Raw genomic sequence first — 18,038 nt, 5'->3', positions numbered from 1 at the left:
CGAAGGCCACCCTTACGGTCCCCTCTTCCGGGGGGATCTTCGCGCGCCGCAAGAACCGTGGTTGTTTCGCCCGCGGGATAGCCTGAGTGCCATGTCCGGACCCATCGACGACTTCTACGCCGTGATCCCCGCGGGCGGCATCGGCAGCCGCCTCTGGCCCCTTTCGCGTGCCGATGCGCCGAAGTTCCTGCACGACCTGACCGGCTCCGGCCGCACGCTGCTGCGCGACACCTGGGACCGCCTAGAGCCCCTCGCCGGCGGCGACCGGATCGCCGTGGTCACCGGGCGCGCGCACCGCGCAGCGGTGGAGAAGGAGCTCCCCGGCATCGCCGACAAGAACGTCTTCCTCGAGTCGGAGCCCCGCGACTCGACGGCCGCGATCGGCCTGGCTGCCGCCATCCTCTCCCGTCGCGAGCCCGACGTCATCATCGGCTCGTTCGCAGCCGACCACGTCATCCGGGTGCCCCAGCTGTTCGATTGGGCCGTCCGGCAGGCGGTGGCCACCGCGCGCGAAGGCTACATCTGCACGATCGGCATCCAGCCCTCCGAGCCGTCCGTCGGATTCGGCTACATCAAGAAGAGCGACGCGCTGCAGGTGGACGGCGCCCCCGAGGCGGCCCTCGTGGAGAGCTTCGTCGAGAAGCCCGACCTCGACACCGCGAAGGAGTACTTCGCCGACCGCAACTACCTGTGGAACGCCGGCATGTTCATCACGCGGGCCGACGTGCTGCTCGGCGAGATCGCCGAGAGCGACCCGCACCTGTATGCCGGCCTCATGGACCTCGCCGAAGCGTGGGACGACCGCGATCAGCGCGGACCCGTCGTCGACCGCGTCTGGCCGACGCTCACCAAGATCGCCATCGACTACTCCGTCGCCGAGCCCGCCGCCGCGAAGGGGCGACTCGCCGTCATCCCCGGCCACTTCGACTGGGACGACGTGGGCGACTTCGCCAGCCTGGCCAAGCTCAACTCGGGCGGGCGCAAGAACGACCTGGCGATCCTCGGCGAGAACGCGCGGGTGCTCTCGGACGCCGCCAGCGGCATCGTCGTCAGCCAGACCCGCCGTGTCATCAGCCTGATCGGCGTGCGCGACATCGTGGTCGTCGACACCGACGACGCGCTGCTGGTCACCACGAGCGAGCACGCGCAGCGCGTGAAGGGCGTCGTCGACGCGCTCAAGCTCAGCGGCCGCGGCGAGGTGCTCTGACCGGGCCTGCCCGAGGGAAGCGGATGCCGCGGGCCGCGGCATCCGTTTTCCCCGACGTTCTGCTCATATGAGCGGGATATTGCGTCTTTGTAACCATTCGCGCCGGAGCGCTCGCGGCGCATGCAAGTGCGTCGTCACAGTGGGTAACTTTGGTCAGTCCCCGTGAAGGACGCGGGGCCGTACAAGTGGAGGCTGAGTTGACCATCTCACGCACCAAGAAGCTCGCCGGCCTTGCCGCCGCTGCGAGCATCGCACTGGCCCTCGCAGGCTGCGGCGCCGCTCCCGAAGACACGCCCGCCGACGGCGGCGAGTCCGCGCCCGAGGTCGTCGAGGGCTTCCTGCCCTGCCTCGTCTCGGACGACGGCGGCTTCAACGACAAGTCGTTCAACCAGTCGGCCCTCGAGGGCATGGAGCGCGCGGCCGAGGAGCTGGGCGTCGAGCCGATCGAGGTCGAGTCGAGCTCGGCCAACGACTACGCGCCGAACCTCGAGAACCTCATCGCCGAGGGCTGCACGTTCATCGTCTCGGTGGGCTTCAAGCTCTCCGCCGACACCATCGCCTCCGCGACGGCCAACCCCGACGTCGACTACGCGATCATCGACGACTGGGCCGACGCCGAGAGCGACGGCGAGACCGACGCCCCCAACATCAAGCCCCTCATGTTCGACACGGTCCAGGCCGCGTACCTCGGCGGCTACGCCGCGGCGGCATGGTCGGCCGAGCAGGGTGTGAACAAGGTCGGCACGTTCGGCGGCATCCCGATCCCGCCGGTCACCATCTTCATGGACGGCTTCATCGACGGCGTCGGCAAGTACAACGAGGACAAGGGCGGCAGCGTCCAGACCTTCGGCTGGGACGTCGCGGCGCAGGACGGCTCGTTCACCGGTGGCTTCGCCGCCAACGACACCGCCAAGCAGACGGCGCAGAGCATCCTCGACCAGGGCGTCGACGTGATCCTCCCCGTCGGCGGCCCGATCTACCAGAGCGCCGGTGAGGCCATCGCCGACGCGGGCTCCGACACGGTCATGATCGGTGTCGACTCCGACCTCGCCGTCGTCGACCCCGACGTCGCCGACATCGTGCTCTTCTCGATCATGAAGCGCATCGACGCCGCGGTCTACGAGGCGACCATGCAGGCCGCGAGCGGCGATTTCGACGTCACCCCGTACGTGGGCACGCTCGAGAACGAGGGCGTCGGCCTGTCGGGCTTCGGCACCTTCGAGTCGCAGCTGCCCGAGGGTCTGACCGACGAGCTCGACGCGCTGCGCGAGCAGATCATCTCCGGTGAGCTCGAGGTCACCTCGCCCAGCTCGCCGTAATCCGGACGATGACAGGCTGCGGCCGGGCGGATGCCTCATCCGCCCGGCCGCGGTCCTTCCTCGCCCGCTCACTCAATCGCTAAGGTGCACATATGAAGCTCGAGCTCCGTGGAATCACGAAGCGGTTCGGGTCTCTCGTGGCGAACGACCACATCGATCTGGTGGTCCAGCCCGGTGAGATCCACGCTCTCCTGGGGGAGAACGGCGCCGGCAAATCGACTCTGATGAACGTCCTCTACGGCCTCTACCAGGCCGACGAGGGCGACATCCTGCTGGACGACGTCGTCCAGCACTTCCGCGGCCCCGGTGACGCCATGGCCGCGGGCATCGGCATGGTGCACCAGCACTTCATGCTGATCCCTGTCTTCACCGTCGCCGAGAACGTGATGCTCGGCCACGAGAGCACCAAGGCGCTCGGGGCGCTCGACCTCGCCAAGGCACGGCAGCACGTCCGCGACGTCGCCGATCGCTTCGGATTCCAGGTCGACCCCGACGCCATCGTCGGCGACCTGCCGGTCGGCGTGCAGCAGCGCGTGGAGATCATCAAGGCGCTGTCGCGCGATGCCAAGGTCCTCGTGTTCGACGAGCCGACCGCCGTGCTCACGCCGCAGGAGACCGACGAGCTGATGACGATCATGCGCCAGCTGCGCGACGAGGGCACCTCGATCGTCTTCATCACCCACAAGCTGCGCGAGGTCCGCGAAGTCGCCGACCGCATCACCGTGATCCGCCTCGGCAAGGTCGTGGGCGAGGCCTCGCCCACGGCGACGAACGCCGAGCTCGCCTCCCTCATGGTGGGGCGCGCGGTCGAGCTCACCGTCCACAAGGAGGCGCCGAAGATCGGCGAGGGAGGCCTCGCGATCTCGGATCTGCGGGTGCTCACCCCGACCGGGACCGTCGTCGTCGACAACGTCAGCTTCGATGTGCGGCCGGGGGAGGTCGTCGCGCTCGCCGGTGTGCAGGGCAACGGGCAGACCGAGCTCGTCGAGGCCATCGTCGGCCTCGCCGAGCGCGTCTCGGGCTCCATCCGGCTGGACGGCGTCGAGCTCGTCGGCAAGAGCGTCCGCGGCATCCTCGACGAAGGTGTCGGGTTCGTGCCCGAGGACCGCAACGAGGACGGCCTCGTCGGTGCGTTCTCGGTCGCCGAGAATCTCATCCTCGACCGCTCGGGCGACAGCGAGTTCGTGCGCGGCGGCACCGTCCGCCGTGCGGCGCTCGAGGAGTTCGCCCGGGCGCGCATCGCGGAGTACGACATCCGCACGCAGGGGCCCGACGTCCCTGCCGGCACGCTCTCGGGCGGCAACCAGCAGAAGGTCGTCATCGCGCGCGAGATGAGCCGGGAGCTCAAGCTGCTGGTCGCGGCGCAGCCGACCCGCGGCGTCGACGTCGGCTCGATCGAGTTCATCCACACGCGGATCGTCGAGACGCGGGATGCCGGCGTGCCGGTGCTCGTCGTCTCCACGGAGCTCGACGAGGTCGCCGCCCTCGCCGACCGGATCGCCGTGATGTATCGCGGCGCGATCGTGGGGATCGTGCCGGGCGACACGCCGCGCGACGTGCTGGGGCTGATGATGGCGGGCGAGACGCCGGGGAGCGGGGTGGCCGCGTGAGCGACGACGGCAAGGGCGCGACGCCCGGGACATCGGATCCCACCAGGGGCCTCCCGCCCCAGCAGCTGCCGACGGTCTCCGGACCGCTGACCGGCACGGCTCCGGCCGCGGCCGAGAGCGGCGACGTTCCGCCGCCGCCGCGGCAGAACGTGGTCATCAAGGAGATGCTGCGCAGCAACTGGGTCACCACGATCCTCGCGATCGTCGTGGCGATGATCGTGGGCGGCATCCTCATGGCGCTCACCGACGACGATGTGCGCGAGGCATCCGTCTACTTCTTCGCCCGTCCGCAGGACACGTTCGTCGCCGTCTGGAACTCGGTGTACGGCGGCTACGAGGCGCTGTTCCGCGGGGCGATCTACAATCCGCGCGCTCCTGACTTCCTGACGCAGATCCGGCCGCTGACGAACACCCTCGGCTTCGCGGCACCGCTCATCGCCGCAGCCCTCGGCGTCGCGCTCGCGTTCCGCGTGGGGCTGTTCAACATCGGCGGCCGCGGGCAGATGCTGATCGGTGCCGCGGTGGCGGCGCTGGTGACCTTCAACCTCGACCTGCCGATGTTCCTCCACCTGCCGCTCACGCTGGCGGCCGGCATCGCGGGTGGTGCGATCTGGGGCGGCATCGTCGGCGTGCTCAAGGCGCGCACCGGTGCGCACGAGGTGATCCTCACGATCATGCTCAACTACGTCGCCTTCTACCTCGTGGCGTGGATGGTGCGCACGCCGGGCCTGCTGCAGCGCTCGGCGGAGGACCAGCCGATCTCCAACCCGACGCCGCCCTCCGCGCAGTTCCCCGAGCTGTTCGGCCCGCGGTTCCCCCTGCTGGACTGGGGCTTCGTCATCGTGGTCGGTGCCACCGTCTTCGTGTGGTGGCTGGTCGAGCGGTCGAGCCTCGGCTTCCGCCTCCGCGCCGTGGGCGAGAACCCGCACGCCGCCCGCGCCGCGGGCATCTCGGTGCAGCGCATGTACATCTACGCGATGCTCTTCGCCGGCGGCCTGGCCGGTCTCGCGGCGATGAACCAGATCCAGGGCTCGGTCACGAGCGGCTTCGACGGCTACATCGACGCGGGCATCGGCTTCGACGCCATCACGGTCGCGCTGCTCGGACGCAGTCGTGCCTGGGGCGTGTTCGCCGCCGGCATCCTGTTCGGCGCGCTGAAGGCGGGCTCGTTCACGATGCAGGCCTCGCAGGGCATCCCGGTCGACATCGTGCTCGTCGTGCAGTCGCTCATCGTGCTGTTCATCGCGGCGCCGCCGCTCGTCCGGGCGATCTTCTTCCTGCCGAAGACGGATGCCGAGAAGGCCGCGAAGGCGAGAGCCAAGGCCGCGAAGAAGGCGGTGTCCGCATGACGACTCTCGCTCCCTCGACCGCTGCCGACGGCACCATCCAGCTCGCCACCGTCAAGGTTCGCCACTGGAAGCTCGCCATCAGCCTCGGGATCGCCTCGGTGCTGCTCTTCCTGCTGTTCCTCCTTGTCCCGCGCGGAGGCGTGAGCACCTTCCGGCTCGGCGACCCGTCCTCGTCGATCCAGCTGCCCAACGTCAGCGTGCCGGCCGCGGCCACCTGCTGGGGCGTCCTCGTGGTGCTCGTGCTGCTGACCGCGTGGGCGGTGTGGGACGCCTGGTCGTACCGCCGCACCGGCATCTGGCTGCCGATCGTCTACGGTGTGCTGGCGATCTTCGCGTTCCTCACCTGGGCGGCGGCGTCGGCCGACGCCTCGGTGCCCGTCACCGGCCTGCTGTTCGGCGCGCTGTCGCTGTCGATCCCGCTCATCTTCGGCGCGCTCGGCGGCGTCATCGGCGAGCGCGTCGGCGTCGTGAACGTCGCGATCGAGGGCCAGTTCCTCCTGGGCGCGTTCAGCGCGGCGCTGCTCGCCAGCATCACCGGCAACCCGTTCGTCGGCCTCATCGGCGCGATGGTGGGCGGCGTGCTGGTCGCGTTCGTCCTCGCGGCGTTCTCGATCAAGTACCTCGTCGATCAGGTCATCGTCGGTGTCGTGCTGAACGTGCTGGTGACCGGACTCACCGGCTTCCTCTACGGCGCGCTGCTCGTGCCAAACGAGACGACGCTCAACCGCCCGGTCCGCTTCACGCGGTGGGAGATCCCCGTCCTCGGCGACATCCCGATCATCGGCCCGGTGCTGTTCAACCAGACGTTCATCGTCTATCTGATGTACATCACGGTCGCGCTCGTCGCGTGGGGGCTGTACCGCACGCGCTGGGGTCTGCGGCTGCGGGCCGTCGGCGAGCACCCGCAGGCCGCCGACACCGTCGGCATCAAGGTCAACACCAGCCGGTTCTGGAACGTCTCGCTGGCCGGCGCCATCGCCGGCATCGGCGGCGCGTACTTCACCCTCGTCTCGGTCGGGCAGTTCACCAAGGAGATGACCGCGGGTCTCGGCTTCATCGCCCTCGCTGCGGTGATCTTCGGCCGGTGGGATCCGATCCGGGCGACGCTCGCGGCGCTGCTGTTCGGGTTCGCGACGAACCTGCAGAACCTGCTCACCGTGCTCGGCACGCCGATCCCGAGCGAGTTCATGCTGATGCTGCCGTACCTCGTCACGATCATCGCCGTCGCCGGGTTCGCCGGTCAGATCCGAGGCCCCGCGGCCGCGGGCAAGCCCTATATCAAGGGGTGACGGACGTGCCAGCGAGCGTCGACGGCCGCCGAGCCGCGGCATCCGGATCGGCGACTGCCGACCCTCCTGATCCGGGCCGGGCCGTCCGTCGGCCACGCCCGCTCCGCGCGGCGCCCCGGCGCAGCGTGGAGCGCTCGGGCGCGCCGTCGGCGCGCCCGACCGAGCTGAAACCTGCCACCACTGCGAACGGAGTCCTCCGGTGACCGATATCGACTGGGACGAGCTGCGTTCCGCCGCGACCGAGGCGATGCAGCGGGCCTACGCGCCGTACTCGCGCTACAAGGTCGGGGCGGCCGCGCTCGTGACGGACGGACGCATCGTGACCGGATGCAACGTCGAGAACGCCTCGTACGGCGTGGGCCTGTGCGCGGAGTGCGGGCTGGTGAGCGAGCTGCAGATGTCGGGCGGTGGGGGACTGGTCGCCTTCGTATGCGTCAACGGCCACGGCGACACGATCATGCCCTGCGGTCGCTGCCGCCAGCTGCTGTACGAGTTCGCGATCCCCGGCATGCTGCTCGAGACGGTGTCGGGGATCCGCACGATCGACGAGGTGCTGCCCGATGCGTTCGGGCCCCGCGACCTCGAGGAGGCCGCCCGATGAGCGGCGTCGGCGGCGGCACGACGGCCGCGCAGCCGCGGGACTCCGCCGGGGTGGAGCCGTTCGACGCGGTCGATGTCATCCGCGCCAAGCGCGACGGCGGGTCGGTTCCCGAGGACGCGCTGCGGTGGATGGTCGACGCCTACACGCGCGGCTACGTGGCCGACTCGCAGATGGCGGCGTTCGCCATGGCGGTGCTCCTCAACGGCATGACGCGCGACGAGATCCGCGTGATGACCGACGCCATGATCGCCTCGGGCGAGCGCATGAGCTTTGCGGGACTCGGCAAGCCCACCGTCGACAAGCACTCGACCGGCGGCGTGGGCGACAAGATCACACTTCCGCTCGCGCCCCTCGTCGCGGCGTTCGGGGTCGCGGTCCCGCAGCTGTCGGGCAGGGGACTCGGGCACACGGGCGGCACTCTCGACAAGCTCGAGTCGATCCCCGGGTGGCGCGCGGCGCTCTCGAACGACGAGATGTTCGCGCAGCTGCGCGACGTCGGACCGGTCATCTGCGCCGCCGGGTCGGGCCTCGCCCCCGCCGACAAGAAGCTGTACGCCCTGCGCGATGTCACCGGCACCGTCGAGGCGATCCCGCTCATCGCCTCGAGCATCATGTCGAAGAAGATCGCGGAGGGCACCGACTCGCTCGTCCTCGACGTCAAGTTCGGCTCGGGTGCGTTCATGCGCGACGTCGACCGAGCCCGTGAGCTCGCCCGCACGATGGTGGCGCTCGGCACCGACTCGGGCGTGGCGACGACGGCGCTCCTCACCGACATGAACACGCCGCTCGGCCTTGCGATCGGCAACGCCAACGAGGTGCGGGAGTCGGTCGAGGTGCTCGCCGGCGGCGGGCCGGCCGACGTCGTCGAGCTGACCGTCGCGCTCGCGCGCGAGATGCTCGCTCTCGCGGGTCAGCCCGACGCCGACGTCGAAGCAGCCCTGCGCGACGGACGTGCGATGGACGCGTGGCGCGCCATGATCATCGCGCAGGACGGCGATCCGGATGCCGCGCTCCCGGCTCCGCACGAGACCCACACCGTCACCGCGGCCGAGGCCGGTTTCGTCACGCGCATGGAGGCGCTGCCGTTCGGCATCGCGGCTTGGCGCCTCGGCGCGGGTCGAGCGCGGGCGCAGGACCCGGTGCTCCACGCCGCGGGCATCGACCTCCACGTGAAGCCCGGCGACACGGTCGCGGCCGGTCAGCCGCTGTTCACCCTCCTCGGGCAGGATGCGTCGCGGTTCGACCGCGCGCTCGAGGCCCTCGACGGCGCGTGGGAGATCGGCCCGGACGCTCCGGACCGGACGCCACTCGTCCTGGAACGCATCACCGCCTAGGCTGGGGCAGTCCCGCCGGGATCGCGGAGCCGCTGCGGCGCGGGCCGCGGCATCCCTCACCCTCTCTTTCCACTCGCGATCGCAACCGAGGAGAACTCCATGCCCATCGATCAGCACGGCGACGCCACTCTCGACGGCCTGTCGATCCGCGGCCTGCCGAAGGTCTCGCTCCACGACCACCTCGACGGCGGCGTGCGGCCGGCGACGATCATCGAGCTGGCCGACGCGATCGGGCTGGAGGTGCCGGAGTCCGACGCCGACGACCTCGCCGACTGGTTCGCCGAGAAGAGCGACTCGGGCTCGCTCGTCGAGTACCTCAAGACCTTCGACCTCACCACCGCCGTCATGCAGACGCGCGAGGGGCTCACGCGTGTGGCGCGCGAGTTCGTCGAGGACCTCGCCGCCGACGGCGTGATCTACGGCGAGGTGCGCTGGGCGCCCGAGCAGCACCTCGGCCGCGGGCTGTCGCTCGACGAGGTGGTCGCCGCCGTGCAGGAGGGCATCGAAGAGGGCGAGGACGCGGCCGAGAGCCGTGGCCACGACATCCGGGTCGGGCAGCTCATCACGGCGATGCGCCACACCGACCGCTCGCTCGAGATCGCGCGACTCGCGGTCGACTGGCGCACGCGCGGTGCGGTCGGCTTCGACATCGCCGGTCCCGAGGACGGCTTCCCCGCGTCGAACCACCGCGAGGCGTTCGACTACCTCGCGTCGGAGTTCTTCCCCGCCACGGTGCACGCCGGCGAGGCCGCCGGGCTGGATTCCATCCGCTCGGCCCTCATCGACGGTCGCGCGCTGCGCCTCGGCCACGGGGTGCGGCTCGCCGAGGACCTCGAGGTCGTCTCGCGCGCGGGCGAAGAGGTGCTCGTGCAGTTCGGCGACCTCGCGCGCTGGGTGCGCGACCGCGAGATCACGCTCGAGCTGTCGCCCTCGTCGAACCTGCAGACCGGCGCCATCGAGCGCTGGGGCACCACGATGGAGGACCACCCCTTCGACCTGCTCTACCAGCTCGGCTTCTCGGTCACCGTGAACGTCGACAACCGCACCATGAGCCGCACGTCGCTCACGCGCGAGCTGGCGCTCCTCGCCGAGACCTTCGAGTACGGTCTCGACGACCTCGAGGCGTTCCAGCTCAACGCCGCCGCCGGCGCGTTCCTCCCGGTGGAGGAGCGCGAGGAGCTCATCGACCTGATCGCCGAGGGCTTCGACGCCTAGTCGCCTCACCGGCTCGGAGAGAGCGGATGCCGCGGCCCGCGGCATCCGCTCTCCTCGTTGTCGCTGCGCGCCGGCCGCGTAACTCCACGGATCTGTCGTCGTCACTGAGCTAGGACGTCGCTCGGCGCGCTCCGGCCGCTAGATCTTGTGGAGTTGCGCCGACGTACGCGCCCGGCCTCTCGTGCGGCGAGGATCGCTTTCATCGCAGGGAGGATCTCGTCCGGGTGGTAGTAGATGTCCTCGGCGACGGGGCGGATCGTGGTGTAGCCGAGCCCGGCCGCGGCGATATCGCGCCGACGGTCACGCAGCTGTGACTGCCAGTCCTCATGGTGCGCCCTGCTGTCGCACTCCACGATGAGCCACCCGTCGATGATCAGGTCGACTCGTCCGACACCCGCGAGTTGGACCTGCACCTCGACGCGGCAGCCGAGGGCCCGGAAGAGAAGGCGCATGAGAGTCTCGGCGCCGGACTCGCACCGCATTCCACATCGCGCCAGTGCGCGACCACGCCTGGGGGACGCGCGGGGAGCCGGGTGGTCGCGGGTGTGAACTGCACATGCAGCGGGTGGCGGTCCCGTACGAATACGCCCACGGCGGCGAGGAGCGAGACGCAGTCGAGGCGTCCGCCCAGCGTGCTCGCCGCGACGTGATGCGGGTGCGCGCCGGCCGTCAGGTAGCGGCCCTTGCGCGTGCGAGCGAGCCGCCCCTCGGCGACGAGGCACGCGATGCGGTATCTGCTCAAGCCCTGCTCGGCCAGGGCACGCGAGCTGAGGAATGTAGCCGACAGGAGGTGGCGGGCGGCGGCGCGCGTCTCCCTGCTCGGCATGACATCAGAGAACACCCGCCAGAGGCGACCCCCGACGTCCTCCGCGACATCTGGGGAGAAGATCCTCGCGGCCGGAGATGTGGAGGGGCCGCCCGGCGAACTGCAGAACTCCACGGATCGACCGCCCGCTTGCGCCCCTGAGGGCCCGGATGGGCGCGGTGGCTGCGGTTCTGTGGAGTTCTGCAGATGCGTGTGCGGCGGCCGCGCGCGGTGCCGTGGTGTGGATGACCGCCGGGGGATAGGGAGGACGGGCTGCGGAACTCCACGGATCCGTCGCCGATCTGCAACTCAAGGCCGTGGGTGGGCGTTTTGGACGCGGATTCGTGGAGTTCCGCAGATGCAGCGGCTGCGCCGCGGCGGAGTCCGGGTCAGCGGCGGGCGACGCCGGGGTGGGTGGCGAGGTAGGCCTCGAAGGCTTCGGCCGAGGTCTTGGACGGGATGAAGCCGAAATCCGCCTTCAGGCTCGCGTTCGCGAGCACCGGGCGGTAACGGAGGAAGCCGACCTGCTCCGGACCGTGGACCGTGAGCCGCAGGGCCCGGCCGGCGCGCAGACCGAAGCCGAGCAATCCCGCGGGCACCGTGATGACCGGCTTGCCCAGGCGTCGGGCGATCTCGCGCACGGTCACGCGGCCGTCGCCGGCGACGTTGTAGATGCCGGGCGGCCCGTCGGTCGCGGCGCGCGCCATGGCCGCGGCGACGTCGTCGACCCAGACGAACACGAACGGCGACTCGGAGCCGCGCACGGCGAGGAGCGCGCGGCCGTCCCAGAGTGCGGTGATCTGGTTCTGCACCGTGGGGCCGAGGATGGTGCCGATGCGGAACACCACCTGCTCCAGTTCGGGATGGGCACCGCGATACCCGGCCAGGAGCTCCTCGACGAGCCGCTTGTGCCTGGCGTACGGGAACTCGTCGTTGCCGCGCACGGGGTCGGACTCGCGCAGCCACTCGGGGCTGTCCGCGTGATAGCCGTACGCCGCGCCGGACGACGAGACGACGATCCGCTTCACGCCGGCCTCGACGCAGGCCTCGAGCACGTGGCGCGACCCGTCCACGTCGACGCGGTACTCCGCGGCGTGATCGCGGCCGGGATTGACGATGGCCGCCAGATGCACGACCACATCGATGTCGTGGCGGCGCATCAGCGAGGCCAGGCCCTCCGGCCGTGTCACGTCGCAGTCGTCGTAGACGACTCCCTCGATCGGATGCTGCGGCCGCCGCACATCGCCTGCCACCACGAGCGCCACGTCGGGGCGGGCGACCAGGGTCGCGGCGACGTGCGAACCCAGGAACCCGGCGCCGCCGGTGACCAGCACGCGCCGGCTCACGACGCCTCCTCCGAGCCCGCTGACCCCGGGGGGCCGGATTCGGCGGAGCCCGGACCCGCAGACTCCGCAGCACCGGCAGACCGCGACCCTCCGAAGCCCCCAGCACCCGCGGCACTGCGGGCGTGGCGGGAGGCGTCGCCCTTGGCCGAGCCGGTGCGCCGCTTGGTGTGCCGCGCCCAGAGCGCGGCGACGATGAGCCCGGCGATGATGTCCCAGATGCCCCACCAGCCGGCGACGATCGCCATGCCGCCGAGGCCGCCGAAGAAGGTGAAGACGAGCCCCAGTCCGAGGCCCGCGTTGCGGATGCCGACCTCGAAGGTCATCGCCTTGCGCTCACGGGTGCCGAGTCCGCCGGCGACCGCCGTGGAGTACCCGATGCCGAGGGCCACGGCGTCGTGGATGGTGACGACGAGCACGATCACCCCGAGGAACGCCACGAAGTACGACCAGTTGCCCGCCAGCGCCGCGACGATGAAGCCGACGAGCGCGAGCAGCGAGAACCACTTCACCCAGGGCTGCACCTTCGCGGCGAACGCGGCGAAGCGGTTGCGGATCAGGAGCCCCAGCGCGAAGGGCAGACCGATGATCAGCAGGATGTCGCCGAGCATGGCCCAGGCGTCCAGCGACACCGCCTCCAGCAGCGTGCTCGCCGTCGGATGCAGTCCGCCCCAGAAGGCCACCGACAGCGGCAGCACGAAGATGTAGACGAGGTTCGACACCGCCGTCATCGAGACCGAGAGCGCGACGTTGCCACCGGAGCGGTGGGTGAGCACCTGCGAGATGTTCCCGGGCGGGCAGCAGGCGACGAGGATCATGCCGAGGGCCATCGACGGGGACACCGGCAGGATGAGCGTCAGCCCGAAGGTGACCGCCGGCAGCACGAGGAGCTGGGCGAGGATCGCGATGACGAACGGCTTGGGCTTGCGCGCAACGGCCTTGAAGTCGTCAACCGTGGTGTCGAGCGCGATGCCGAACATGATGAGGCCCAGCACCACGTTCAGCAGCAGGAGCGTCTGCGGGTTGAAGTTGAGGACGACGTCGTCGGGATTCATGCGCGCGCCCTCCCGGCCGTGGCACGCCGACGCCCGACGCTGCGGGTGCCGCGGGCCGCGGCATCCGTCATCAGCATCGCGGTGGCCGCCCGCACCGCGTGGCGGTAGGCATCCTTGTTGACGTAGTACGACATCCGCTCGAGCCCGAGGTACCGGTAGCCGCCGGTCAGGTCCGGCCAGCGCTCGTTCGCCACGCGCGTGCGGAACGCCGCCGCGCGATCGGGGTGGCGCTCGAGCGCTGCCAGGTAGGCGGCGATGAGCTCGGCCTGCTCGTAGCGTCCCTGCCAGCCGATTCCGGATGCCTCGATCATGCCCATGACGGAAAGCCCGTTGAACGACGGTGGGAAGACGTTGAGGAAGAGCCGCGGGGCGAAGCCGGTCCAGGCGAGCTCGGCGCGGTCGACGAAGGGGTAGTCGAGCTTGTAGCCGGTCGCGAGGAGGACGGTGTCGTACTCGCCCGAGGAGCCGTCGCGGAAGTGCACCGTTCGGCCGTCGAAGCGGTCGATGTCGGGCACGATCCGCAGATCGCCCTGGCCGAGGTGGTTCAGGATCAGGGTGTTGACGATCGGGTGCGATTCGTAGATCTTGTAGTCGGGCCGCGGGAATCCGAAGCGCACCGGGTCGCCGGTGAAGGCGCGCAGCACCCGCGTGTCGACGAACTGCTTGAGCCGGGCGGGGAGCGGGCGGCCTTGGTTGAGCGTGTCGGAGGGCTTGCCGAACAGGTAGCGGGGCACGAAGTAGTAGCCGCGGCGCACGCTCATATCGACCGAGGCGGCGTGGTGCACCGCGTCGACGGCGATGTCGCAGCCGGAGTTGCCCGCGCCGATGATCAGCACCCGCTTGCCGCTGAGCTGCGCCGCCGACTTGTACGCGCTGGTGTGGAGCAGCTCGCCCGCGAACTCGCCGCGGAACGTCGGGACGTTCGGCTCGGCGAGCGTGCCGTTCGCGAGGATCACGCCGTCGTACCGGCGCTCGACGACGCCCGCCGCCTCGGGGGCCGAGCCCGGCGCGGAGCACTCGGCTCGCAGCATCCATCCGCCGTCCTCCGCGCGCGTCAGCGACGTGACCTTCGTGTCGAAGCGGAACCGCTCGGTGAGCCCGAAGTGGTCGGCGAACTCGCGGAAGTAGGAGATCAGCTCGCGGTGGCTCGGGTAGTCGGCGGACGTGCGCATCGGGAACTCGGCGAACTCGGTCGTGGTGCGCGACGAGATGAGGTGCGCCGACTCGTACATCGTCGAGCGCGGGTTGTCGATGTCCCAGAGGCCGCCCACGCCGCGCGAGGCCTCGTAGCCGTCGAAGGCGATGCCTGCCTTCTGCAGCGCCCGCGCGGCCGCGAGGCCCGAGGGCCCGGCCCCGATGATGGCATAGCGGTGCGCGCTCATGCGTCCTTCATTCCGTCTCCACACGTCGTCGTGTCGTCGGCGCGACGGTGCCGACCCCAGGTTCGAGAGCAACCCTAAGGGTGAACTGGGATCAACCGAAATGCTGCTCCCGCGTCAGACGAAGAGCGCCAGCATGCCGCGCACGAGGACCACCGTCGCGCCGATCCACGCGATGGCGAGCATGGCGAGCCGCGCGATGCGCGGCGAGACGTTGCGGGAGAGGATCGTGCCGATGGCGATGCCGGCGATCGTCGCGGCGACGAGCACGCCGACGTCCTCGGCGGGGGAGGCAGGCAGTCCGCGCAGGGCCACCGAGGCGATGCCGAAGGCGAGGAAGATCACCTGCACGCTGGCCGCGAAGCGTCGCTGGGGCCAGCGGTCACCCACGGCGTACGCGGCCAGCGCCGGTCCGGACAGGCCGCTCGCCGCGTTCATGAAGCCGGCGGCCGAGCCCGCGACGATCGCGCCGGCGCGACCCGACAGCGATGCCGAGAGCGCCGGGATGCGGCTCGCGATGAGCGCGAAGTACGCCATCGCGGCGATCACGAGCAGGAGGGCGGGTTCGGGAAGCAGGTGCACCACGAGCACTCCGAACGGCGACGCGAGCAGGCCCGGCCAGATCAGCCACCAGGTGCGCCGCCACTCGACGTGCCTCCAGACGAACGGCACCGCGGTGACGGCGGCGACCACCGCGAGCAGCACGGCGATCGTGACCCCTTCGACGGGTCCGTACAGCACGACGATCGGGCCGACGAGCACCAGGACGAACCCCAGACCGGTGATGCGCTGGATCACCGCCGCGACGAAGGTCGCGATCGCCGCGAGGACGAGGGTGAGCGCCACCCGTCAGCCCTGCGCGAGCGCGAAGGGGCCGACGAGCTCCGTGAGCTGCTCGCGCATGTCGTCGTCGGAGATCGTGGCCGTGCCGTCACCGGGCTGCGGGCCGTAGTCGCCGAACGAGGCATGGTTCGCGCCCTCGATCTCGTGCATCTCGGCGTCGCCCGGCAGCAGGTGGCGCGCGTCGGCGATCTTCTCCGGCGTCGACAGCCCGTCCTCGCTGCCCGAGACGCTGATCACGGGCAGGCCCGACTCCGAGAGGTCGGTCGCGCAGTAGGAGCCGAACAGGGCCAGGCCCTCGGCATCCGACGCCAGCTGGCACGCGCGCACGCCGCCGAGCGAATGGCCGCCGACGAGCCAGGTGTCGACGTCCGGAGCCAGCTCGGTGAACGCCGAGAGCGGGCGCAGGTCGAAGAACGCGAGGTTGAGCCAGGGCTTCGTGATGACGACGGTGACGCCCTCCTCGGCCACGAGCCCCGAGAGCTTCGACGCGTACGCCGACGGTTCGACTTTCGCCCCCGGGATGAAGACCAGACCGACGTCGGATGCCTCGCCCGCGGGGGCGAGCACGATGCCCGCGTCGCTGTCGGTGATCTCGATCGCCGGGTCGGCCTGAACCGCGGCGAGCGGTTCCGGCTCGGCCGCCATCACGCCGACCTGGCTCCAGATCAGGATGCCGACGACCGCGAGGAGCAGGAGCGCCCCCACCGAGCCGAGGATCCACCACAGGATGCGCAGCCCGCGGCGGCGGCGGGGCTTCGCGGCGGGATCAGGCGAGGGGCTGGGCGCGGTCACTCATCGAGCGTAATCGCCGCGCGTCCGCCCGCCGAACCCGCGCGGGTGCGGGTGCTCGCGGCGCCGTCCGAGCGGCCCCGCTCCCGGGCCCAGGCGCCCGCCCCGCGGGCCCCGAGCGGTGTCGCACCCGGGCCCGCACGCCGCCCCCGGGCACCGGACGGGCCCCGGCCTGCCGCTGGACGAGCCACGCGCACGCGCCGCGCCGCGGCCGGACCGTCCCGGATCAGTCCGCGAGCTCGGCCTGCCGCGCGCGGACGACCGCTTCGACCTTCGAGAAGAGCGGATGCCCCGGCTCCAGGCCCGTGACCGTGGCCGTGACGTCGGCGGCCTCCTGCTCGCGGAGCATGCGCTGCAGGTCGACCGACTGGGCGTCCTCGCTGTCGTCGAACGCGAGCGCCGCGCCCATCGCGCCGACGAGCGCGTCCACCGACAGGCCGCGCTCGGCGGCCTCGGCGGCCGGGCCGACGAAGCGCTCGTGGCGCGAGAGCTTGCGCAGCGGCTGCCGGCCGACGCGCCACACGGTGTCGGGCAGCGCGGCGTTGCGGAAGCGCCGCAGGATCGTCGCGCGGTACGCCGCCAGCTCCTCGGGGTCGAGGTCGTGCTTGGCGACCAGGAGCGCCGACGTCTCCTGCAGGGCGGCGGCCACGCGCGCGGCGATGGTCTCGTCGGCCAGCGCGTCGGCGATCGCTTCGATGCCGGCCTGCGCGCCGAAGTACGCCGTCGCGGCGTGCCCGGTGTTGACCGTGAAGAGCTTCCGCTCGATGTAGGGCGCGAGGTCGTCGACGAAGTGCGCCCCCGGGATGTTCGGCGGGTCGTCACCGAACGGCGGACGCTCGATCGCCCACTCGAAGAAGGGCTCCACCGTGACGTCGACGCCGGCGCCGTCCGGCTGCGCCGGCACGATCCGGTCGACGGCGGTGTTGGCGAAGACGGCGCGCGAGGCGAGCCCGTCCCACGCGTCGCCCGCGAGCGCCTTGATCTCGTCGCGAAGCAGGTCGGTGGCGTTGATCGCGTTCTCGCAGGCCATGATCTGCAGCGGCGGGCTCGACGGCTTGCGCAGCGCAAGACCACGGACGATGTGCGGGGCGACGAACTTCAGGATGGTGGGGCCCACCGCCGTCGTGACCACGTTCGCCCCGGCGATCTCGTCGACCACCTCGTCGGGGTGCTCGGCGCTGTTGATCGCCCGGAACCCGGTGACGACCGTGTCGCGGCCGCCCTCGCCCACCTCGTGCACCGTGTACCGGTCGGTGGCGTTGATCGCGTCGACGAGCGGGGCGGCGACGTCCGAGAACACCACCTGGTAGCCGCCTTCGTGCAGCAGCAGCCCGACGAACCCGCGACCGATGTTGCCGGCGCCGAAGTGGACGGCCTTCATCACACGCCCGCCGCGGAGACCAGGCCGAACAGCTCCTCGGGCGTCTGCGCGGCCTTGAGCCGGGCGACGTCGTCCTCGTCCGAGAACAGGATCGCGATCTGCGACAGGATCTCGAGGTGCTCGTCGCCCTTGCCGGCGATGCCGACGACGAAGGTCACCGGGTTGCCGTCCCAGTCGACGCCGCCGTCGTAGCGCACCACCGAGAGCGCCGACTCGAGGATCTCGTTCTTCGTCTCGTTCGTGCCGTGGGGGATGGCGAGCTCGTTGCCCATGTACGTCGACACCGTCTGCTCGCGCTGCAGCATCGCGTCGTAGTACCTGCCGGTGACCGCGCCCGCGGACTGCAGGATGTCAGCCGCCTCCCGCATCGCATCATCGCGCGTCGCGCTGCCGGAGTGGATGCGCACCTGACCGATGCTCAGAACCTCACGTGCCATGTCTTCGCCCTTCTCGCTTGTCTCATCGCTCGAGTTCGCTCGTCCTGCCCGACGGGGGACGGATGCCGCACCCCGGCGCTCG

The 18,038-nt window shown here is 70.9% G+C and carries 16 protein-coding genes; 8 read left to right on the top strand and 8 right to left on the bottom strand.

What is annotated here, in order from left to right:
• The first annotated feature begins 91 nt into the window (after nucleotides 1-91).
• From R8Z57_RS11640 to R8Z57_RS11605, 8 genes are all read left to right on the top strand, one after another.
• Nucleotides 92-1,207, top strand: coding sequence for a mannose-1-phosphate guanylyltransferase (locus tag R8Z57_RS11640; RefSeq protein WP_318353929.1), 1,116 nt, complete (start codon nucleotides 92-94; stop codon nucleotides 1,205-1,207).
• Between the two features lie 197 nt (nucleotides 1,208-1,404).
• On the top strand, nucleotides 1,405-2,526 hold the full coding sequence (locus tag R8Z57_RS11635; RefSeq protein WP_318353928.1) for a BMP family ABC transporter substrate-binding protein: 1,122 nt from the start codon (nucleotides 1,405-1,407) through the stop codon (nucleotides 2,524-2,526).
• Nucleotides 2,527-2,618: 92 nt separating this feature from the next.
• Nucleotides 2,619-4,136 (top strand): ABC transporter ATP-binding protein, encoded by a 1,518-nt coding sequence (locus R8Z57_RS11630; RefSeq protein WP_318353927.1) that lies wholly within the window; start codon nucleotides 2,619-2,621, stop codon nucleotides 4,134-4,136.
• Nucleotides 4,133-5,485 (top strand): ABC transporter permease, encoded by a 1,353-nt coding sequence (locus R8Z57_RS11625; protein ID WP_318353926.1) that lies wholly within the window; start codon nucleotides 4,133-4,135, stop codon nucleotides 5,483-5,485. Before R8Z57_RS11630 ends, R8Z57_RS11625 begins: the two co-directional genes overlap by 4 nt.
• Nucleotides 5,482-6,774: an ABC transporter permease gene (locus tag R8Z57_RS11620; RefSeq protein WP_318353925.1), complete on the top strand. Its 1,293-nt coding sequence runs from the start codon at nucleotides 5,482-5,484 to the stop codon at nucleotides 6,772-6,774. The genes R8Z57_RS11625 and R8Z57_RS11620 overlap by 4 nt, the downstream gene beginning before the upstream one ends.
• Before the next feature lie 199 nt (nucleotides 6,775-6,973).
• Nucleotides 6,974-7,375: a cytidine deaminase gene (locus tag R8Z57_RS11615; RefSeq protein ID WP_318353924.1), complete on the top strand. Its 402-nt coding sequence runs from the start codon at nucleotides 6,974-6,976 to the stop codon at nucleotides 7,373-7,375.
• Nucleotides 7,372-8,709: a thymidine phosphorylase gene (locus tag R8Z57_RS11610; protein ID WP_318353923.1), complete on the top strand. Its 1,338-nt coding sequence runs from the start codon at nucleotides 7,372-7,374 to the stop codon at nucleotides 8,707-8,709. The genes R8Z57_RS11615 and R8Z57_RS11610 overlap by 4 nt, the downstream gene beginning before the upstream one ends.
• A gap of 99 nt (nucleotides 8,710-8,808) precedes the next feature.
• Nucleotides 8,809-9,924 (top strand): adenosine deaminase, encoded by a 1,116-nt coding sequence (locus R8Z57_RS11605; RefSeq protein WP_318353922.1) that lies wholly within the window; start codon nucleotides 8,809-8,811, stop codon nucleotides 9,922-9,924.
• 101 nt (nucleotides 9,925-10,025) lie between these two features.
• Here R8Z57_RS11605 and R8Z57_RS11600 read toward each other — a convergent pair whose 3' ends face one another.
• The 8 genes from R8Z57_RS11600 to R8Z57_RS11565 all read right to left on the bottom strand — a co-directional run bounded on the left by R8Z57_RS11600 (nucleotide 10,026) and on the right by R8Z57_RS11565 (nucleotide 17,956).
• Complete coding sequence (locus R8Z57_RS11600) at nucleotides 10,026-10,376, bottom strand: DUF559 domain-containing protein (RefSeq protein ID WP_318353921.1); 351 nt, start codon at nucleotides 10,374-10,376, stop codon at nucleotides 10,026-10,028.
• Between the two features lie 742 nt (nucleotides 10,377-11,118).
• Complete coding sequence (locus R8Z57_RS11595; RefSeq protein WP_318353920.1) at nucleotides 11,119-12,075, bottom strand: SDR family oxidoreductase; 957 nt, start codon at nucleotides 12,073-12,075, stop codon at nucleotides 11,119-11,121.
• A complete protein-coding gene (locus tag R8Z57_RS11590; RefSeq protein WP_318353919.1) occupies nucleotides 12,072-13,127 on the bottom strand; it encodes a bile acid:sodium symporter family protein in 1,056 nt (351 codons plus the stop codon). Before R8Z57_RS11590 ends, R8Z57_RS11595 begins: the two co-directional genes overlap by 4 nt.
• On the bottom strand, nucleotides 13,124-14,509 hold the full coding sequence (locus R8Z57_RS11585) for an NAD(P)/FAD-dependent oxidoreductase (RefSeq protein ID WP_318353918.1): 1,386 nt from the start codon (nucleotides 14,507-14,509) through the stop codon (nucleotides 13,124-13,126). The genes R8Z57_RS11590 and R8Z57_RS11585 overlap by 4 nt, the downstream gene beginning before the upstream one ends.
• A 114-nt stretch (nucleotides 14,510-14,623) precedes the next feature.
• Nucleotides 14,624-15,352: a sulfite exporter TauE/SafE family protein gene (locus R8Z57_RS11580; protein ID WP_318353917.1), complete on the bottom strand. Its 729-nt coding sequence runs from the start codon at nucleotides 15,350-15,352 to the stop codon at nucleotides 14,624-14,626.
• 3 nt (nucleotides 15,353-15,355) lie between these two features.
• Nucleotides 15,356-16,141 (bottom strand): alpha/beta hydrolase, encoded by a 786-nt coding sequence (locus R8Z57_RS11575; RefSeq protein ID WP_318353916.1) that lies wholly within the window; start codon nucleotides 16,139-16,141, stop codon nucleotides 15,356-15,358.
• A gap of 223 nt (nucleotides 16,142-16,364) precedes the next feature.
• A complete protein-coding gene (locus R8Z57_RS11570; RefSeq protein WP_318353915.1) occupies nucleotides 16,365-17,519 on the bottom strand; it encodes a mannitol-1-phosphate 5-dehydrogenase in 1,155 nt (384 codons plus the stop codon).
• Complete coding sequence (locus R8Z57_RS11565; protein ID WP_318353914.1) at nucleotides 17,519-17,956, bottom strand: PTS sugar transporter subunit IIA; 438 nt, start codon at nucleotides 17,954-17,956, stop codon at nucleotides 17,519-17,521. The genes R8Z57_RS11570 and R8Z57_RS11565 overlap by 1 nt, the downstream gene beginning before the upstream one ends.
• Between the last annotated feature and the right edge of the window lie 82 nt (nucleotides 17,957-18,038).

Source organism: Microbacterium sp. M3, from assembly GCF_033548675.1.
Lineage (GTDB): Bacteria > Actinomycetota > Actinomycetes > Actinomycetales > Microbacteriaceae > Microbacterium > Microbacterium arthrosphaerae.
Note: the sequence above shows the minus strand (reverse complement) of the source record. Positions and strands in the feature narration are given on the sequence as shown.